Here is a 15165-nt window from a genome sequence, read left to right as displayed (position 1 = left end):
CGGATCGGCGACAACGGCGACGATTGACCCATCGGGCCAGGCGAGTGCCTACCGACCCAGCATCCTTAGCGGAAGGACTCACCATGATCCAGTACCTCACCATCCTCATCCAGGGCCAGAAGGCCAAGATGGACGAGCGCGGCGCCTCCGCCGTCGAGTACGGCCTGCTCATCGCCGGCATCGCGGCCATCATCGTCGTCGCCGTGATGGCCCTCGGCCCGATCGTCAAGGAAGCCTTCAGCGACACCTGCACCGCGATCACGAGCAATTCCGAGACCACGATCTCCGGGACCTGCGCGTCTTCGTCCAGCTGATCCGATCAACCCTTCTTGAGGCACCGATGGCCGTGGGCACCAGCCCACGGCCATCTGCCTTCCCCGGCCCTGATCACCCACGAGGCGAGCCAATGACCATGCCCTGCCGGTCGGTCGAGCGCGGTGCCAGCGCTGTCGAGTACGGACTGCTCGTCTCGGGCATCGCCGCGGTCATCGCCGTGGCCGTCTATGCCTTCGGTGGCGTTGCCGGGGAAGTGTCCCTGGACAGCTGCAAGCACATCACCAGCGCCACCGGCACCACCATCAGCACCTCCTGCGAGTAGCCAGGCGGAGATCGGGTCAGTCGGGCAACACCCGCTCTGCGATCGCGATCCGGGTCAGGACGCCGGGATGCGACCCGAACCACCACTGCGACCACCCTGGCGGCGTCGGGTCCGCGACCGAGCGCAGCGCCAGCTGGCGCTGAAGCTCCACGAACGGCGCCCGCTCGCCGGTGACCCGCAGCGCGTCGACGTCCGCACGGGTCTCGATCTGCCTGCTGATGCCGTTCTGCACCGGCATCGACAGCACCGTCCCGAACGCCATCAGGGCCAGCACCAGTGGCACCACGGCCGGGTCCGCCATCCGGTCCCCCGCGCTCGCTGGACGGCGGCGTCGCGGCCAGCCGACCACCAGGGCCAGCAGGCCGACCCCGGCCACCGCGCCGGCGGCTCCCAAGGTGGTGCCCACCACGACGTCGCGGTGGCGGGCGTGCGCCAGCTCGTGCGCCACCACCGAGAGCGCCTCGTCCCGGGGCAGGTCCTCGACGAGGTTGTCGTAGAGGACCACCCGGCGCGTACTCCCGAAGCCGCTGACATAGGCGTTGAGGGTGGTCGTACGGCGTGAGGCATCGGCGACCAGCACGTCGTCGATCGGCACCCCCTCCTCGGCGGCGACCTCGAAGATGCCGGTACGCAGCCCACCGTCGGCCAACGGCGTGAAGGTGTTGAACAGCGGCTCCACGAGCAGCGGGTAGACGAAGGATCCCAGCACGACCAAGCCGGCCAGCAACGCCGCCGCGATCGCGGGCCACGCACGGCGCCAGCGCCGGGCCAGCCCCACGAGCACGACCAGCGCGAGACTGAACACCACGATGTCCAGGGCCTCGCCCTTCACCGTGTCGAGGGCGTACCCGCCCCACGACTGCCTCGTCAGGTCGTAGTCGAGCTGCTGCCGGCGCAGCATCACGGCGAACGGCAGCGTGACCAGCCGTCCCGCCAGGTCGCACACCGCCACACCGAGCACGACCCTGATCCACCAGGGTCCGGGCAGCTTCTGCATCAGGCGCCGGCCGATCGGAGTGAAGCCCAGCAGCGCGGCAACCGCCAGCGACACCGCGAGGGAGCCCCAGCTCCACACGCGCGCCCAGCGGGCGTAGTCCTCGGCGCGGGACAGCTCCGCCGAGCCGAACACCGATCCCGGGTCCACCGGCGCCACCCGGCCTCCGGGGACCGGTTGCCACGGCACCAGCAGGATCGCGAGCACGACGAAGCTCACGCAGCCCACGAGGGTGACCCAGCCGGCGATCCGTCGCTCTCCCGACCGGGGCGTCTGCTTCACGACGCCAAGTCTTGCAGGCGCTCCCGCCACAGCCGGACCAGGTGCCGTTGGCCGATGCCGGCCCTGCGCAATGCGGCCCTCGGCGCGGTGCCGGAGTCGGCGTCGCGATAGACCTCCTTCAGCCCGTCCTCCCCCACTTGGTCGGCCAGCACCACGCAGGCGAGCCAGGCCGACTCGTAGACCGCCTCGAGACCCTCGGCCGACGGGTCGAACTCCTCAGCGCCCGGCAGCCGGTCGGGTGGCCCCTCGCGGCGCACCTGACGCGCGATCCGGGCAGCCGTGACAGAGAGCGGCAGCCGGACCTCGCGGAGCGCGACGTAGTCGGCGAAACCCTCGAGCAGCCACAACGGCATCGGGCTGAGTGCTGCGCCGGTCGCGACGTGGACCACCTCGTGGGTCATCACGATCTGCGCGCCCTGGCTGCGCAGCCGCCCCGAGACATCGGGGTTCACGAGCACGTGCACCGGCGCCTGGTCGTCCTGGGAGCCGTCGACCGTGGTGGTCACAGCAGCGACCGCCTCGTAGCTTCCTCGGGGCGATCCGAGGGCCGCGTCAAGAGCGGCCGCCGACGGCGGCACCTCGACCACCACGGACGGCCGCCACCTGGGCAGGACCGCCCGGACCACGGGGTAGGCCGCGCGCAGCCGGTCGGCGTACGTGCGGGCGACCCGGCGTGACTCCGCGGCGAGCACCAGGATGCCTTCGGCCCGTACGACGTGTACGCGCTGGCCCAGCCAGACCGGCGAGCGGCGCTCGCTGGACGTGCTCGAGGCGTCTCCGAGAGAGGCGATGCCCACGCCGTCGCCGATGGGCACGAAGCCGACCACGACCTCCGCAGCTGCTGGGCTGCGGTCGAAGCCGGCGAAGGCCCAGGTGAGGTCGACGGCGGCCCGCCACGACCCGTCGGGCTCCGTCGCGCCGATCTCGTCGACGTAGCGCATCGAGAAGTCCTCGACGTGGAGGTCGCGGCTGTTCGCCACCACGGCTGCCAGCAACGCCCGCGCCGCGACGTCGGGCGCGAGCGACGCCACGGCCGTGGCGTCACCTGACTGCACGGCGTGCTCGAGCGCGTGCAGGGCCGAGCTGGCGAGCGCGGGCCGCGCACTCGGTCGCTCCCCCGCTGCGGCACCACCGCGCTGGATCGGCACGCGGTAGGTGTCGTCGCGGAGCAGCAGCGTGCCCCCGACGACCAGGGCCGACACCACGACCAACGAAAGACCGGCCACCCACCAGCGTGGGTGACCGGTCCTCGAGGTCATCTGCGGGGCCCCATCAACCGGGGCGCACGGCTCCGACGTACGGCATGGAGTAGAGGCCTGCGACCGCCACGCCCGTGCCCGGGTTGGCGGCGTGCACGATCAGGCCGTTGCCGATGTACATGCCGACATGGCTGATCGGGCTGTAGTAGAACACCAGGTCGCCGGGCTGCAGGTCGCTGGCCGCGACGTGCGGACCGGAGCCGTACTGGGCGCTGGAGGAGTGCGGGAGGCCGACGCCGGCCTGCGCCCAGGCCATCATCGTGAGGCCGGAGCAGTCGAAGGCGCTCGGGCCGGCGGCGCCGTAGACGTAGGAGTCGCCGACCTGGGCCATGGCGTAGGCGACGGCCGCCGAGGCGCGGCCCGAGGCAGGCACGTCCGAGGGCAGGCGCGTGGTGTCGCCACGAGAGAGGGACATCAGGCGCTGGCGCTCGTCGTCCTTGAGGTCGGAGAGCAGCTCCTTGGCCTCGGCCAGCTTCTCGTCGACCTCCGCCTTCTCGTCGGCCAGCTGAGCGGTGACCTCCTTGATCTCCGTCGACCGCTCGGTGGTGGCCTCGTGACGAAGGTCGAGGGCATCGAGCTCGGTGGAGTAGGAGGAGAAGAGGTCCGACTGGAGGTCGTTGAAGGCCGACATCGTCGAGAGCTGTCCCAGGAAGGCGCTGGGGTCGTCGGAGACGACGACCTGGCCCACCGTGGAGATGCTCTCGCCCTGGTACTGACGCAGGATCGAGTCGCGCACCTGGTCGCGGACGACGTCGAGGCGGGCGTCCTGGCGACGTTCGTCGGACTCAAGGGTGCCGAGATCCTGGGTGAGGTCGTCGAGCTGCAGCTTGGCGTCGTGGAAGCGCTCCTGCGCCTGCTCGGCCTGGTGGTAGAGGCGGTCGACGCGCGCTTGCACGTCCTTGATCTCGGGCTCGGCCTGCGCGGGGGTGGCCGCGACGAAGCCGGTGACGGCTATCGCGGTCAGCCCGACGAGGGCGGTGCTGATTCGCAGCCGGTCGTGGATCACGAGCGGGCGGTCTCCCTTGTGGTGTCGTACGCCTACCGGGTGAGCTGACGGGTTCGGGCACGACTTGCCCTACACCGTCTCCTCGGCCGCGTGCGCGGCCGCCTTGACGGCGATTCACCCCAGAGGGATTTGGTTCCCCGGTTCCGGGTCGTGGTCGCCCACGGCCCAAAGGACTCGGCGCGGCCCCCGCGCGGATCCTGATGATCCACTGTCACGGGAGCCTGAGCGACCGAGACTAACCGCGACCGGAGGGGTTGGCCAAACTTTCAACAGGATGTCGCGGCCCAATCGACCGAATCGCGGACTTCTCGTCACACCACTCACATGCGTCACACCAGTCACGCGGACTCCGCCTCGGGGCCGGCCACCGGCCGGACCAGGCGCAGTGGTGGCACCAGCCCGCCCGCCGCCAGGACGTCCAGTGCTGCGCGCTCGTCGTCGTCGAAGGTGAGCTCGGGAGGCGGGCCCAGGAGCACCGTGACCACGCAGTCGTGGCAGGCAAGCCCCCGCACCAGGCAGGTGTCACAGTCGATCCGTGTCGTCATGTCCTGGACTGAACCAGGGGGCACCGACATTCCGCCCCGCACCGACCCGAGGTCGGCGTGTCGCCACCCGTGCGTCTTGCCCCAAACCGCTCACACGACCGGTCTGGGCCACTTAGCATCGAGGCGCCATGAACGACCAGATATCGCGCTTGCGACAGCTTCGGGTGCTGCTGATCTCGGTGATCTACGCGGTGCTCTTCGCCGGCGTGTGCGCGCTGCTCCTCGAGTGGAGCACGACGTGGGGCGCCGCGGGCTGGAACGACCACTGGTACAGCCCGTTCACCCGCGGCAGCGGCTTCTACCTCGAGATCGCGGCACTCACCATCGTGATCTATCTCCTCATGGCGATCACTGGCCGGCTCTGGCTCTCCCTCGGAGTCATGCTGTCTCTCACGCTCGTCGTCGCCGGCGCCAATGTCGCCAAGCTGCGGGTCCGTTCGGAGCCGCTCTACCCCAGCGACCTCGACTTCCTGTCGACGCCGCGCTTCGTGCTTGCCATGGCCTCACCCACCACCTGGTTGCTCGCGGTCCTGCTGGTCCTAGCCGTCCTGGTCGCGTTCATCTGGATCGGACACCGGCTCGAGCCCGCCTTCCCACGCGTGCGCAGGAGCACCGCCCCCCGACGCTGGACGGCGCTGCTCGTCGTACGCGCCGTTGTTGCGCTCGCGTGCGTGGTCGCCCTCGTCCAGGCCACCCGGTTCAACGAGCCCGGGAACGCGTGGCGCGGCGTCTACGAGAGCAAGGACGTCGCCTGGAAGTTCTGGTACCAACGCCTCAACTACCGGGCCAACGGCTTCGTCGGAGGGTTCCTCTACAACATGCCGTCCGTGGCGATGAAGGCTCCCGAGGGCTACAGCGAGGCGACGATGCGTGCCCTCACTGCTCGGTGGAGAGCCGCGGCCGCCGAGACCAACCGCGGCCGCGACGCCGCCCGCCTGGACGACGCCAATGTGGTCGTCATCCTCAGCGAGGCGTTCAGTGACCCGACCCAGCTGAAGGGCCTCGAGCTCGATGAGGACCCGATCCCGCGCACCCGAGCGACGATGTCGGGCACGTCTTCGGGCACGATGCTCGCCCAGTTGTACGGCGGGGGTACGGCGAACATGGAGTTCGAGGCGTTGACCGGGCAGTCGCTCGCCCTCCTCTCACCGCAGACGAACACGCCGTACCAGCAGTTCGTCGCCGATCAGGACGGCTTTCCCTCGGCGGTGGGCCTCTTCAAGGGCACGGGCCACCGTGCCATCGCGATCCACCCGTACTTCACCGGGATGTACCAGCGGAAGAAGGTCTACGAGAACTTGGGCTTCGACGAGTTCATCCACGACACGACGATGCAGTCCGACGCCAAGATCGAGAACGGGGACTTCATCTCCGACGAGAGCGCCTTCGACGAGGTGCTCCACCAGATCCGCACCATCGACCAGCCTGCCTTCATCAACCTCGTGACGATGCAGAACCACGTGCCGGTGGCCGGGTCCTACGCTCATCCGCTCCCCGTGGACGGCGTGTCCGATGAGCAGGCGGACTCGGCCGGCCAGTACGCCCGCGGCCTGACGTACACCGATGAGTCGCTCGACCGGATGCTGGCTGCTCTCGAAGAGACCGACGAGCCGACGTACGTAGTGTTCTACGGAGACCACCAGCCGGGCATCTACGGCGACGAGATCGTCGAGAAGAACCCGGGGATCGGGATGTACCGCACGCCGTACTTCATCTGGTCCAACCAGGGCACGGTGCCGGCAGCGGAGCCGTTAACCAGCCCGACGATGTTCCTGCCCATGCTCTTCGAGATGGCGGGCGCGCGGATCCCGCCATACTACGCCCTGCTCGAGGCGGTGCGCGCCGAGGTCCCTGCGATGGAGCAGGGCAAGTACTTCGACCCCACGGGTAGGGAGTACACCGCCACCACACTCACCCCTCGTGCCAGGGAGCTGCTGCACGACATGGCCCTCGTGCAGTACGACTTCTCGATCGGCCAGCGCTACGCGGCCGACGAGATGTTCTACCCGCTCAGCCGGTAGGACCGAGCAGGACGACCAGCGCCGCGGAGTCGACGCAGCGCGCACCCGCACGGCGTACGTCGGCCGCCAGCTCCTGGTCACTCGTCACGACCACCAGCGGGCGACCTGGCGGCTCGGCGGCCACCAGGTCGCGGATCACGTCGTCGGCGATGACGCCCTCCGGGCTGAACAGCACCTTCACCCCACGCGGTGTCGCGACGACGGGGCGGCTGGTCGATGCGGCGGCGTCGAACACCACGGTGGTCTCGGCGCCGGTGCGCGCGACCACGGCAGCCAGGCCTCCCAGGAGCCGGACTCGCTGGGCCTCCAGCGAGGACTGCTCCCAGGCGGTTTTGCTGACGTTGTAGCCGTCGACGATCAGCCGGGCGCGCGGCAGGGTCAGCAGCTGCTCGAGCAGCGCGGGACCCGCCGGAGGGCTCGGTCGGGCCGTGACGGGCGCGCCGGCGGCGTCGATCTCGGCCTCGACGCGGTCGCCGGGCGCCCCCTCCACCGTGGGCAGCGCCAGCTCGCGACGCAGGCCGTTGGCGGCGTCGAGCACCGTGTCGAGGAGGAGCCGGGCACGCAGGGTGGCCTCGTCGCGCTGGGTGCGTGCGTCTCGTCTGTCGGTCCGCACGCCGGCCGTGAGCTCGTCGACCTGGGCGCGGAGCCGGCGAATCTCGGTCTCCGCGCGGGCGGCGACCTGACTGGCGGCGCCCTCGGCCGACGACAGCGCGGCGCGGGCCTCGTCGAGCGCGGCCTGGGTCGCGCGCTGGCTGGCGCGCGTGTCGCCGAGCTTGCGCCGCAAGGTCATGTTCTCGCCCCTGAGCTCGTCGAGCCGCTGCCGGTGGTTCGCCTTCCCCTCGCGCAGCTGGGACTCCAGCGCATCGACCCGCTGGCGCAGCCGGTCCAGCTCGGCCGTCCCGGCATCCGTCGACGCGGCCGGGCTCAGTCGGCCGAGCGCATCGGCGTACATCTCTCGCCAGTCGTCGGGGCGCGTCAGCCAGGACCAGGCAGCTGTCGAGGCCGGGTCGTCGCCGGGCTGGGCCGCCGCGGCGACCTGCACCCCGACCGCGGCTCGGAACCCGTCGTCGGCCAGGGCCGCCGCGATGGCCGACCCGCCCAGCCGGGCGCGGCGCTGCGGCGCGAAGAGCACCACCCTCCGCAGCGGCGCAGGGATGTCGCTCACCGCCGGGAGCGCGGCAGCAGCCAGCGCCAGCACCCGCAGGCGTACGACGTCGGGAAGGTCCGCCAGCTGCGGAGCTGCCGCGTCCGATGCGGGCTCCGGCGCGGCACTCATCCGGTGGTCACGAGGCGGTCACCTCGTCCTAGCTCCGGCCAGCCGCCGGATCGTCGCCCGTGGGGTCGTCCGCGAGCGAGGCCTCATTGCGGTCCACGAGCTCGATGGCGTCGGAGCGACCGCACCAGCGGCAGGTCACCGACTCCAGGGCCTCGTCGTTGACCTGCTCGTTCTCGACGACGTGGTCGCCGGCGAGGTCGAAGTGCCAGAACTCGGTGGTCCGTCGACTGCGACTGACGTCGAAGCGGGTCAGGTTTCCACAGCCGGCGCAGCGCCAGCGGTGCGACCCGTCGGGAAGGGCTGTGGTCACGAGAGTCTCCTGTCGAGCGGGTTCGGTTCGGTCCGGACGGAGCATCGGCACGCCGATCGCCGTCAGCGTAGTCCGCGAGCCGTCCCGGCTTTGTCGGTGCCCACGTCTAGCGTCCGGGACATGAGCCCGGGCATGAGCACTGCCGTGCGGAGTGCAGCCTCCCGGTGGGAGGCGCAACGCAGTTTCGACGAGCTCGGCCGTCCGCTGCGTGACATCACATTCACAGTGGTGGACCTCGAGACGACGGGCGGCTCGGCGGCAGCGGGCTCGATGATCACCGAGATCGGCGCCGTCAAGGTGCGCTCCGGGGAGGTGCTCGGCGAGTTCCAGACCCTCGTCAACCCGCGCTCGGAGATCCCGCCGTTCATCGCAGTGCTCACCGGCATCACCAACGCCATGGTCGGCGACGCGCCGCCGATCGAGTCTGCGTTGCCGGCGTTCCTGGAGTTCGCGGCCGGCACCGTCCTGGTGGCTCACAACGCGCCGTTCGACGTCGGCTTCCTCCAGCACTTCGCGCGCGAGCAGGGTCGGCCGTGGCCACGGTTCGAGGTGCTCGACACCGCCAAGCTGGCCCGGCGCGTCATCACCCGTGACGACGCGCCCAACTGCAAGCTGTCGTCGCTGGCCCGGGTCTTCAACTCCGCGACCACGCCCAACCACCGGGCGCTGGCCGACGCACGCGCCACCGTCGACGTCCTGCACGGCCTGATGGAGCGCCTCGGGGGGCTGGGCGTCCACACGCTCGAGGAGCTGCAGACGTTCAGCTCCCGGGTCAGCGCAGCCCAGCGCAGGAAGCGCCACCTCGCCGAGGCGCTGCCGCACTCCCCCGGCGTCTACCTGTTCAAGGACGACCGTGCCCGCGTCCTCTACGTCGGCACCTCGCGTGACCTGCGCTCCCGCGTCCGCACCTACTTCACCGCCTCAGAGACGCGCTCTCGGATGGGCGAGATGGTCAACCTGGCGACCGTCGTCACCGGCATCGAGTGCGCGACCCCGCTCGAGGCCGAGGTGCGCGAGCTGCGACTGATCGCCGAGCACAAGCCGAAGTACAACCGCCGCTCCCGCTTCCCGGAGAAGGTCCACTTCGTCAAGCTCACCCGCGAGGCCTGGCCCCGGCTCTCACTGGTGCGCCGGGTGCTCGACGACGCCGCCGACTACCTCGGTCCCTTCTCCTCGCGCCGCACCGCCGAGAAGTGCCTGGCCGCGCTGCACGAGACCTTCCCGCTGCGCCAGTGCTCCGACAAGCTGCCGCACACACCCACCGCCGCAACCCGGTCGGCGTGCGTGCTGGCCGAGATGGGTCGGTGTCTCTCGCCCTGCGACGGGAGCGTCGACGCCACCACGTACGCCGCCCTGGTCCGCCAGCTGCGCGACGCCCTGCTCCAGAGTCCCGACGAGGTGGTCGAGGCGATCAACCGGCGCATGTCGTCGCTGGCGCAGCTCGAGCGGTTCGAGGAGGCCGGCGTGCATCGCGACCGGCTGTCGTCGTTCGTGCGTGCCGCTGCCCGCACCCAGCGCCTCTCCGCCCTCACCCGGTGCCCGGAGGTGGTGGCGGGTCGCCGCGAGGACGACGGCCGATGGGCGGTGCACGTCGTCCGATACGGCCGGCTGGCGGCGGCCGGGGTCATCCCGTCCGGCGCGGACGCCCTCCAGTACGTCGCCGAGCTCCGCGCCAGCGCCGAGTCGGTGCGCGGCGCACCCGGCCCGGTGCCGGCTGCCACGGCTGAGGAGACCGAGAAGGTGCTGCGCTGGCTCGAGGCCCCCGGCATCCGGCTCATCGACGTCGACGGCGAGTGGGCGTGCCCGGTGGCCGGCGCGACCCGGCACCTGTCTGTCTACGACGCTGCCAACCACTCGCGGCTCTCGCTGGTGCCCTTCGACGAGCAGCGCCTGCCCAGCCCGGTGCACCGCCCCGCCCGCTAGCGTGTCCTCCATGATCACCGCCATCGTGTTCGTGAAGGCCGACGTCGCACGCATCCCCGAGGTGGCCGAGGCGATCGCCGCCCTCGACGGCGTCAGCGAGGTCTACTCCGTGACCGGCCAGATCGACCTGATAGCGCTGGTGCGGGTGACCAACCACGACGACGTCGCGAATGTGGTCGCCGACAAGCTCAACAAGGTCGACGGGGTTACGGCCACCGAGACCCACATCGCCTTCCGCGCCTACTCCCGCCACGACCTGGAGTCGGCGTTCTCGCTGGGCCTCGACTGACGATCGGACCGATTCATCTCATTCCTCTGACAGCCCCCGACCACTCACCTAGCGTGGCCCGGTACCACTCGGTAACAGGGGAGAACGGTCATGTCAGCAGGTCAGGGCGTCCAGGCACGCCGCATCGTCGCCTCGGCCCTCACCGCGCTCGCAGTGGGTGTCGGCGTCGTCGGTCCGGGGGCCGTGTCGATGGCGGCCGCGGCCGTCTCCTCGCCGAACGGTCTCTCGGTCGACCGGCTCAACGCCAGCACGCCGATCCTCGGCTGGTCCCGGGTCTCGGGTGCCACCGGATACCAGGTCCAGGTCGACGACGACTCCGGGTTCGGGTCCACCGAGTTCAACGCCTCCACGAAGAACACCCGCGCCGTACCCACCGAGGCGCTGAAGTCCGGCAAGAACTTCTGGCGGGTGCGCGCAACCGGTTCCGGCGGCAGCTCAGGCTGGTCCGCCGGCTCGTTCGACGTGAGCCCGGTCGACGTTCCCGTCCCGACCGCACCCGCCAACGGTGCCTCCCTGCCCCAGCCGCAGTCACCGCCGCTCCTGCGGTGGGAGACCAGCCAGGGCGCGACGTCCTACATCGTCGAGGTCGACGGTGACAGCGACTTCATCGGAGCACGCAGCTACACCACCAAGACGACGTCCCTGGTCGTCCCCGACCCGCTCGGCGCCGGTGACTACTTCTGGCGGGTGACGGCGATCAAGACGTCGTCCCTGCGCAGCGTGCCGTCTAGCCCCGTCTCGTTCGTCATCCAGCCACTGGCCACACCGGTCCTGTCCTTCCCCATCGACAGTGCCGACTACCTCATAGAGGACGTCGTCCTCGACTGGCAGCCCGTGCCGGGCGCCGCGGCGTACGACCTCCAGGTCGCCCTGGACGCCGGCTTCAACAACGTCACGCTGAGCCTCACCAACGTGGAGAGCACCCGGTACTCGCCGCCGACGACGCTCGCCAACGACCAGTTCTGGTGGCGCGTTCGCGCCAAGGACCTCGCCGGCCAGCCGACACCGTGGGCCCAGTCGGTCAACAACTTCAAGAGGGCGTGGCCCGACCAGGTGCAGCCGCTCTACCCGCTCGGGGCCACCACGCAGGGGGCGCCCTACTTCCAGTGGACGCCTGCCCAGCACGCCAGCCACTACGAGCTGTACGTCTCGACCGACCCGAACTTCAACAACAACGTCTCGTCGTGCGACGTCGCAGGCACCACCTACGTCCCGCGAGGCGCCGGCGGCAGCGAGTGCAGGTTCCCACCGCCCGACACCACCTACTACTGGCGCGTCCGACCGATCGACCTGCCGTACCCCGGCGGTGGCCTGCCGGGCATCTTCAGCTCCACCCAGGCCTTCACCTGGAACGGTCCCAACCCGCCGGGCACCATGGTCGACGTCAACGCGCCGATCACAGGTCACAAGGTCGCCCTCACAGGGGCCGGCAGCGACGACCCGGCCAAGGGTTGCAAGGCCGTCACCTGCCCGGCCCTTCGCGCGACTCCGGTGCTGTCCTGGGACCCCATGCCCGGCGCGGCGGAGTACAGGGTCTTCTTCGCCCAGGACGAGAACTTCACTACCTCGGAGATCCGGAACCCGATTCGAACCGCCTACAGCCGGCTGGCGCTGAAGCTGAGTGACGAGGTCTCCGCGCTCCCGGAGAGCCAGGCCGGCAAGCCCTACTTCTGGTATGTCCAGCCCTGTGATGCGTTCGACAACTGCGGGCCGACGCCGGTGTCCCAGCCGGCACCGCTGCCGGGCACGGTGTCGTTCGTCAAGGCGTCACCAGCAGTCACCGGGCTGGCAGCGAACAACGTGGCCGGCCACGACGTCACGTTCACGTGGGACGACTACCTCGCCTCCAACCTCGCCAACGGCTCCATGGGCGAGGCCGGCATCCAGACGGCCCTGGACTACCACGTCCAGGTCGATGACGAGCCCTCCTTCAGCGCGCCGTACGTTGACGAGAAGTACGTGGATCAGACGACCTACACGGCGTACGACGACCTGTATCCCGAGCGCACGCTCTACGTACGCGTGCAGGCGCGTGACTCGGAGAAGAACGGCCTGACCTGGTCACCCACCGTCACGTTCACCAAGTCGAGCCCGCCGGTGGCCCTGCAATCGCCCGTTGGCGGAGCCGCCGTGGCCGGCACGACCCCGTTTGAATGGGCTCCGCAGGCGTTCGCGTCGAGCTACACCGTCGAGGTATACCGCAACAACGACCAGGCGTTCTCACCCGCGAGCAAGGTCTTCGGTACCACGGTCAAGAACGCGTCGTACGCGTGGAACCAGCCGATTCCCGCTGACGGCAGCGCCTACGTGTGGCGCGTGCGTGCCACCGACTCGAGCGGCAACGTGGGCCCCTGGTCGGCCACCGGCTCGTTCGTCTCACGCGGAACGGCGCCCGAGCTGCTGGGTCCGGGACCTGGGGCCAGGCTGTCGGGAACCGCCGCGCTCTTCCGATGGAGTGACGTCGTCGGGGCCGCGTCGTACTCGCTGCAGGTCCGCGCTGCCAGCGGCTCGACGTCGACGTTCAAGACGGTCGCCACTGCGTACGCCCCCTCGAGCCTGGCCACCGGTGACTACACCTGGACGGTCACGGCACTCGATGCTGCTGATAAGCCGCTCGGCACCAGTGCCGGCCGCGCCCTCAGCCTCGACTCCACGGCCCCGAAGGTCGTCAAGTTCACTCCGAAGAAGCTCAAGCCCAAGAGCACGATCAAGATCATGTTCAGCGAGAAGGTCGTCGGAGCGAGCGCGAAGACGGTCAAGCTCTACCTCGAGACCAAGTCGAAGTCGAAGAAGTCGAAGCAGAAGGCCAAGGCCATAAAGGCCACGGTCAAGATGCTCAAGCCCGGCAACGGCCTGACGCTGAAGCCGAAGAAGAAGCTCAAGCCGGGCTCCTATTTCGTGTCGTTGAACAGTGCCGCGATCCGGGACGGAGCCGGGAACCCGCTGACCGAGAGCAAGCTGACCTCGAAGATCCGCTGATCGCGGGCGTGGGCCAGTACTCTCCCCCCGTGACCTGGCTCGAAGACCACTGGCTCGACATCCTCGGCTGGGGAGGCAGCGCGCTGCTGGTCTACTCCCTCCTCCAGTCACGCGTGCTGCGCTTCCGCGTGCTCAACCTCGCCGCCTGCGTGCTGCTCGTGGTCTTCAACGCCCTGGTCGAGGTGTGGCCGATGGTCGGCATGAACGCCGTGCTCTGTGCCATCAACGTGTGGTTCATCGTGCGACTGCTGCGCGATCGGCACGACGACGCCGCGTTCGAGGTGCTGCAGGTGCGTCACGACGACGAGTACCTCCGCCACATCCTGCGGCTGCACGGCCCCGACATCCTCGTCTTCCAGCCCGACTTCCGCTGGGAGTCGCACGCCGACAACCACGCCTACCTCGTGCAGCGCGGCGACGAGACCGTCGGGGTCGTCCTGCTGCACGCCGACGGCGACACGGCACACGTGCTGCTCGACTACGTGACGCCCCGCTACCGCGACTTCTCCCCCGGCGAGTTCGTGTGGCGCAAGAGCGGCCTGCTCACCAGCCTGGGTCTCCGGCGCGTGGTGACACCGCCCCGCATGGTCGGCGCCTACTACGGCCGGCTCGGGTTCCGCCGCGAGGGCGAGTCCTTCGTGCTCGAGCTGCCCTCAGCGGCCTGAGGCCGCCACCCAGCGGTCCAGCGTCGCCGCCGCGGCACCGGAGTCGACCGCCTCGGTCGCCCGGTCGAGGCCGCGCTGCAGCTGCTCGCCGACCGTCCCCTCGCCGGCGTCGTACACAGCAAGGGCGGCGCCCGCATTGAGGAGTACGGCGTCACGCACGGGCCCGGTCTCGCCGGCCAGCATCCGGCGGACGACGTCGGCGTTGTGAGCCGCGTCGCCGCCGCGCAGCGACTCGACCGGGTTGAGTGCGATGCCGTGGTCGGCCGGGTCGACGATCGTGCGGGTGACCTCGCCGCCACGCACGGCCCAGAGCGTCGACGTGGTCGAGACGGTGAGCTCGTCGAGGCCGTCGTCACCGCGGAACACCCACGCGTCGAGTCCGCGGCGGGCGAAGACCTCGGCCATGATCGGCGCCATCCGCAGGTCGGCGCAGCCGATGGCCTGGGCGTCCGGTCGCACCGGGTTGGAGAGCGGGCCGAGGAAGTTGAAGGTCGTGCCGATGCCGAGCTCCCGCCGCGGGGCGGCGGCGTGCCGCATCGCCGGGTGGAACGCGGCCGCGAAGCAGAACGTGATGCCGGCCTCCTCGGCCACCGCTGCCACCCGGGCGACCGGCAGGTCGAGGCGGATGCCGAGCGCCTCGAGCACGTCGGCGGACCCCGACGTCGACGACGCCGAGCGAGAGCCGTGCTTGACGACCCGGGCACCGGCGCCAGCCGCGACGATGGCCGCCATCGTGGAGATGTTGACCGACATCGACCGGTCCATGCCGGTGCCGACGACGTCGAGCAGCCGGCCGGACACCTTGATGGGGTTGCCGGCCGCGAGCATCGCGTCGGAGAGGCCGGCGACCTCGTCGACGGTCTCCCCCTTGGCGCGCAGGGCGACGGCGAAGCCGGCGATCTGTGCCGGCGTGGCAGCGCCCGCGAGCACGTGCCCCATCGCCCACTCGGTCTGCTGCGACGACAGGTCGGTGCCTGCGACGAGGGTGGAGAGTATGTCGGCCCAGGTGGTGGTCATG

14 protein-coding genes and 1 riboswitch are annotated in these 15165 nt (G+C 70.3%); of the genes, 7 read left to right on the top strand and 7 right to left on the bottom strand.

The window, feature by feature from the left end; all coding sequences use genetic code 11:
* The first annotated feature begins 83 nt into the window (after positions 1-83).
* On the top strand, positions 84-314 hold the full coding sequence (locus ACP7BP_RS08495; RefSeq protein WP_426244138.1) for a Flp family type IVb pilin: 231 nt from the start codon (positions 84-86) through the stop codon (positions 312-314).
* Between the two features lie 92 nt (positions 315-406).
* Positions 407-598 (top strand): Flp family type IVb pilin, encoded by a 192-nt coding sequence (locus ACP7BP_RS08490; RefSeq protein WP_426244137.1) that lies wholly within the window; start codon positions 407-409, stop codon positions 596-598.
* Positions 599-614: 16 nt separating this feature from the next.
* Here ACP7BP_RS08490 and ACP7BP_RS08485 read toward each other — a convergent pair whose 3' ends face one another.
* From ACP7BP_RS08485 to ACP7BP_RS08470, 4 genes are all read right to left on the bottom strand, one after another.
* On the bottom strand, positions 615-1874 hold the full coding sequence (locus ACP7BP_RS08485; RefSeq protein ID WP_426244136.1) for a M48 family metallopeptidase: 1260 nt from the start codon (positions 1872-1874) through the stop codon (positions 615-617).
* Positions 1871-3100 carry a hypothetical protein gene (locus tag ACP7BP_RS08480; RefSeq protein WP_426244135.1) on the bottom strand — a complete coding sequence of 410 codons (1230 nt, stop codon included), beginning with the start codon at positions 3098-3100 and terminating at the stop codon, positions 1871-1873. The genes ACP7BP_RS08485 and ACP7BP_RS08480 overlap by 4 nt, the downstream gene beginning before the upstream one ends.
* A 46-nt stretch (positions 3101-3146) precedes the next feature.
* A complete protein-coding gene (locus ACP7BP_RS08475) occupies positions 3147-4139 on the bottom strand; it encodes an NlpC/P60 family protein (RefSeq protein WP_426244134.1) in 993 nt (330 codons plus the stop codon).
* 28 nt (positions 4140-4167) lie between these two features.
* A riboswitch (cyclic di-AMP (ydaO/yuaA leader) is annotated at positions 4168-4319 on the bottom strand.
* Between the two features lie 158 nt (positions 4320-4477).
* Positions 4478-4684 (bottom strand): hypothetical protein, encoded by a 207-nt coding sequence (locus ACP7BP_RS08470; RefSeq protein ID WP_426244133.1) that lies wholly within the window; start codon positions 4682-4684, stop codon positions 4478-4480.
* Positions 4685-4812: 128 nt separating this feature from the next.
* Between ACP7BP_RS08470 and ACP7BP_RS08465 the strand changes: the two genes are divergently transcribed.
* Complete coding sequence (locus tag ACP7BP_RS08465) at positions 4813-6705, top strand: LTA synthase family protein (RefSeq protein ID WP_426244132.1); 1893 nt, start codon at positions 4813-4815, stop codon at positions 6703-6705.
* Here ACP7BP_RS08465 and ACP7BP_RS08460 read toward each other — a convergent pair.
* The gene (locus ACP7BP_RS08460; RefSeq protein WP_426244131.1) at positions 6695-7981 is read right to left on the bottom strand and encodes an NYN domain-containing protein; all 1287 of its coding nucleotides are present in this window, start codon (positions 7979-7981) and stop codon (positions 6695-6697) included. The genes ACP7BP_RS08465 and ACP7BP_RS08460 overlap by 11 nt on opposite strands.
* A gap of 28 nt (positions 7982-8009) precedes the next feature.
* Entirely contained in the window at positions 8010-8291 is a 282-nt protein-coding gene (locus tag ACP7BP_RS08455; RefSeq protein ID WP_426244130.1) for a hypothetical protein, read from the bottom strand.
* A gap of 132 nt (positions 8292-8423) precedes the next feature.
* Here ACP7BP_RS08455 and ACP7BP_RS08450 point away from each other — a divergent pair, with 132 nt between their 5' ends.
* The 4 genes from ACP7BP_RS08450 (at position 8424) to ACP7BP_RS08435 (ending at position 14147) form a co-directional block, all read left to right on the top strand.
* Positions 8424-10214, top strand: a complete 1791-nt coding sequence (locus ACP7BP_RS08450; protein WP_426244129.1) for a DEDD exonuclease domain-containing protein — start codon at positions 8424-8426, stop codon at positions 10212-10214.
* A gap of 10 nt (positions 10215-10224) precedes the next feature.
* Complete coding sequence (locus ACP7BP_RS08445) at positions 10225-10503, top strand: Lrp/AsnC family transcriptional regulator (RefSeq protein ID WP_426244128.1); 279 nt, start codon at positions 10225-10227, stop codon at positions 10501-10503.
* A 90-nt stretch (positions 10504-10593) separates the two neighbouring features.
* Entirely contained in the window at positions 10594-13482 is a 2889-nt protein-coding gene (locus tag ACP7BP_RS08440; protein WP_426244127.1) for an Ig-like domain-containing protein, read from the top strand.
* A 29-nt stretch (positions 13483-13511) separates the two neighbouring features.
* A complete protein-coding gene (locus ACP7BP_RS08435) occupies positions 13512-14147 on the top strand; it encodes a GNAT family N-acetyltransferase (RefSeq protein ID WP_426244126.1) in 636 nt (211 codons plus the stop codon).
* Here the strand turns inward: ACP7BP_RS08435 and trpD are convergent.
* On the bottom strand, positions 14136-15164 hold the full coding sequence (gene trpD, locus ACP7BP_RS08430; protein WP_426244125.1) for an anthranilate phosphoribosyltransferase: 1029 nt from the start codon (positions 15162-15164) through the stop codon (positions 14136-14138). The two genes, ACP7BP_RS08435 and trpD, sit on opposite strands and share 12 nt — an antisense overlap.
* Position 15165: the final 1 nt, after the last annotated feature.

The sequence above is a fragment of the Nocardioides sp. LHG3406-4 genome (assembly GCF_049897745.1).
Taxonomy (GTDB): Bacteria; Actinomycetota; Actinomycetes; order Propionibacteriales; family Nocardioidaceae; genus Nocardioides.
Note: the sequence above shows the minus strand (reverse complement) of the source record. Positions and strands in the feature narration are given on the sequence as shown.

What these genes read in the sequence shown, in the direction of transcription:
- trpD (WP_426244125.1), bottom strand. Translation starts at nt 15,164, where the DNA reads ATGACCACCACCTGGGCCGACATACTCTCCACCCTCGTCGCAGGCACC.
- ACP7BP_RS08440 (WP_426244127.1), top strand. Translation starts at nt 10,594, where the DNA reads ATGTCAGCAGGTCAGGGCGTCCAGGCACGCCGCATCGTCGCCTCGGCC.
- ACP7BP_RS08465 (WP_426244132.1), top strand. Translation starts at nt 4,813, where the DNA reads ATGAACGACCAGATATCGCGCTTGCGACAGCTTCGGGTGCTGCTGATC.
- ACP7BP_RS08495 (WP_426244138.1), top strand. Translation starts at nt 84, where the DNA reads ATGATCCAGTACCTCACCATCCTCATCCAGGGCCAGAAGGCCAAGATG.
- ACP7BP_RS08445 (WP_426244128.1), top strand. Translation starts at nt 10,225, where the DNA reads ATGATCACCGCCATCGTGTTCGTGAAGGCCGACGTCGCACGCATCCCC.
- ACP7BP_RS08470 (WP_426244133.1), bottom strand. Translation starts at nt 4,684, where the DNA reads ATGACGACACGGATCGACTGTGACACCTGCCTGGTGCGGGGGCTTGCC.
- ACP7BP_RS08490 (WP_426244137.1), top strand. Translation starts at nt 407, where the DNA reads ATGACCATGCCCTGCCGGTCGGTCGAGCGCGGTGCCAGCGCTGTCGAG.
- ACP7BP_RS08460 (WP_426244131.1), bottom strand. Translation starts at nt 7,981, where the DNA reads ATGAGTGCCGCGCCGGAGCCCGCATCGGACGCGGCAGCTCCGCAGCTG.
- ACP7BP_RS08450 (WP_426244129.1), top strand. Translation starts at nt 8,424, where the DNA reads ATGAGCACTGCCGTGCGGAGTGCAGCCTCCCGGTGGGAGGCGCAACGC.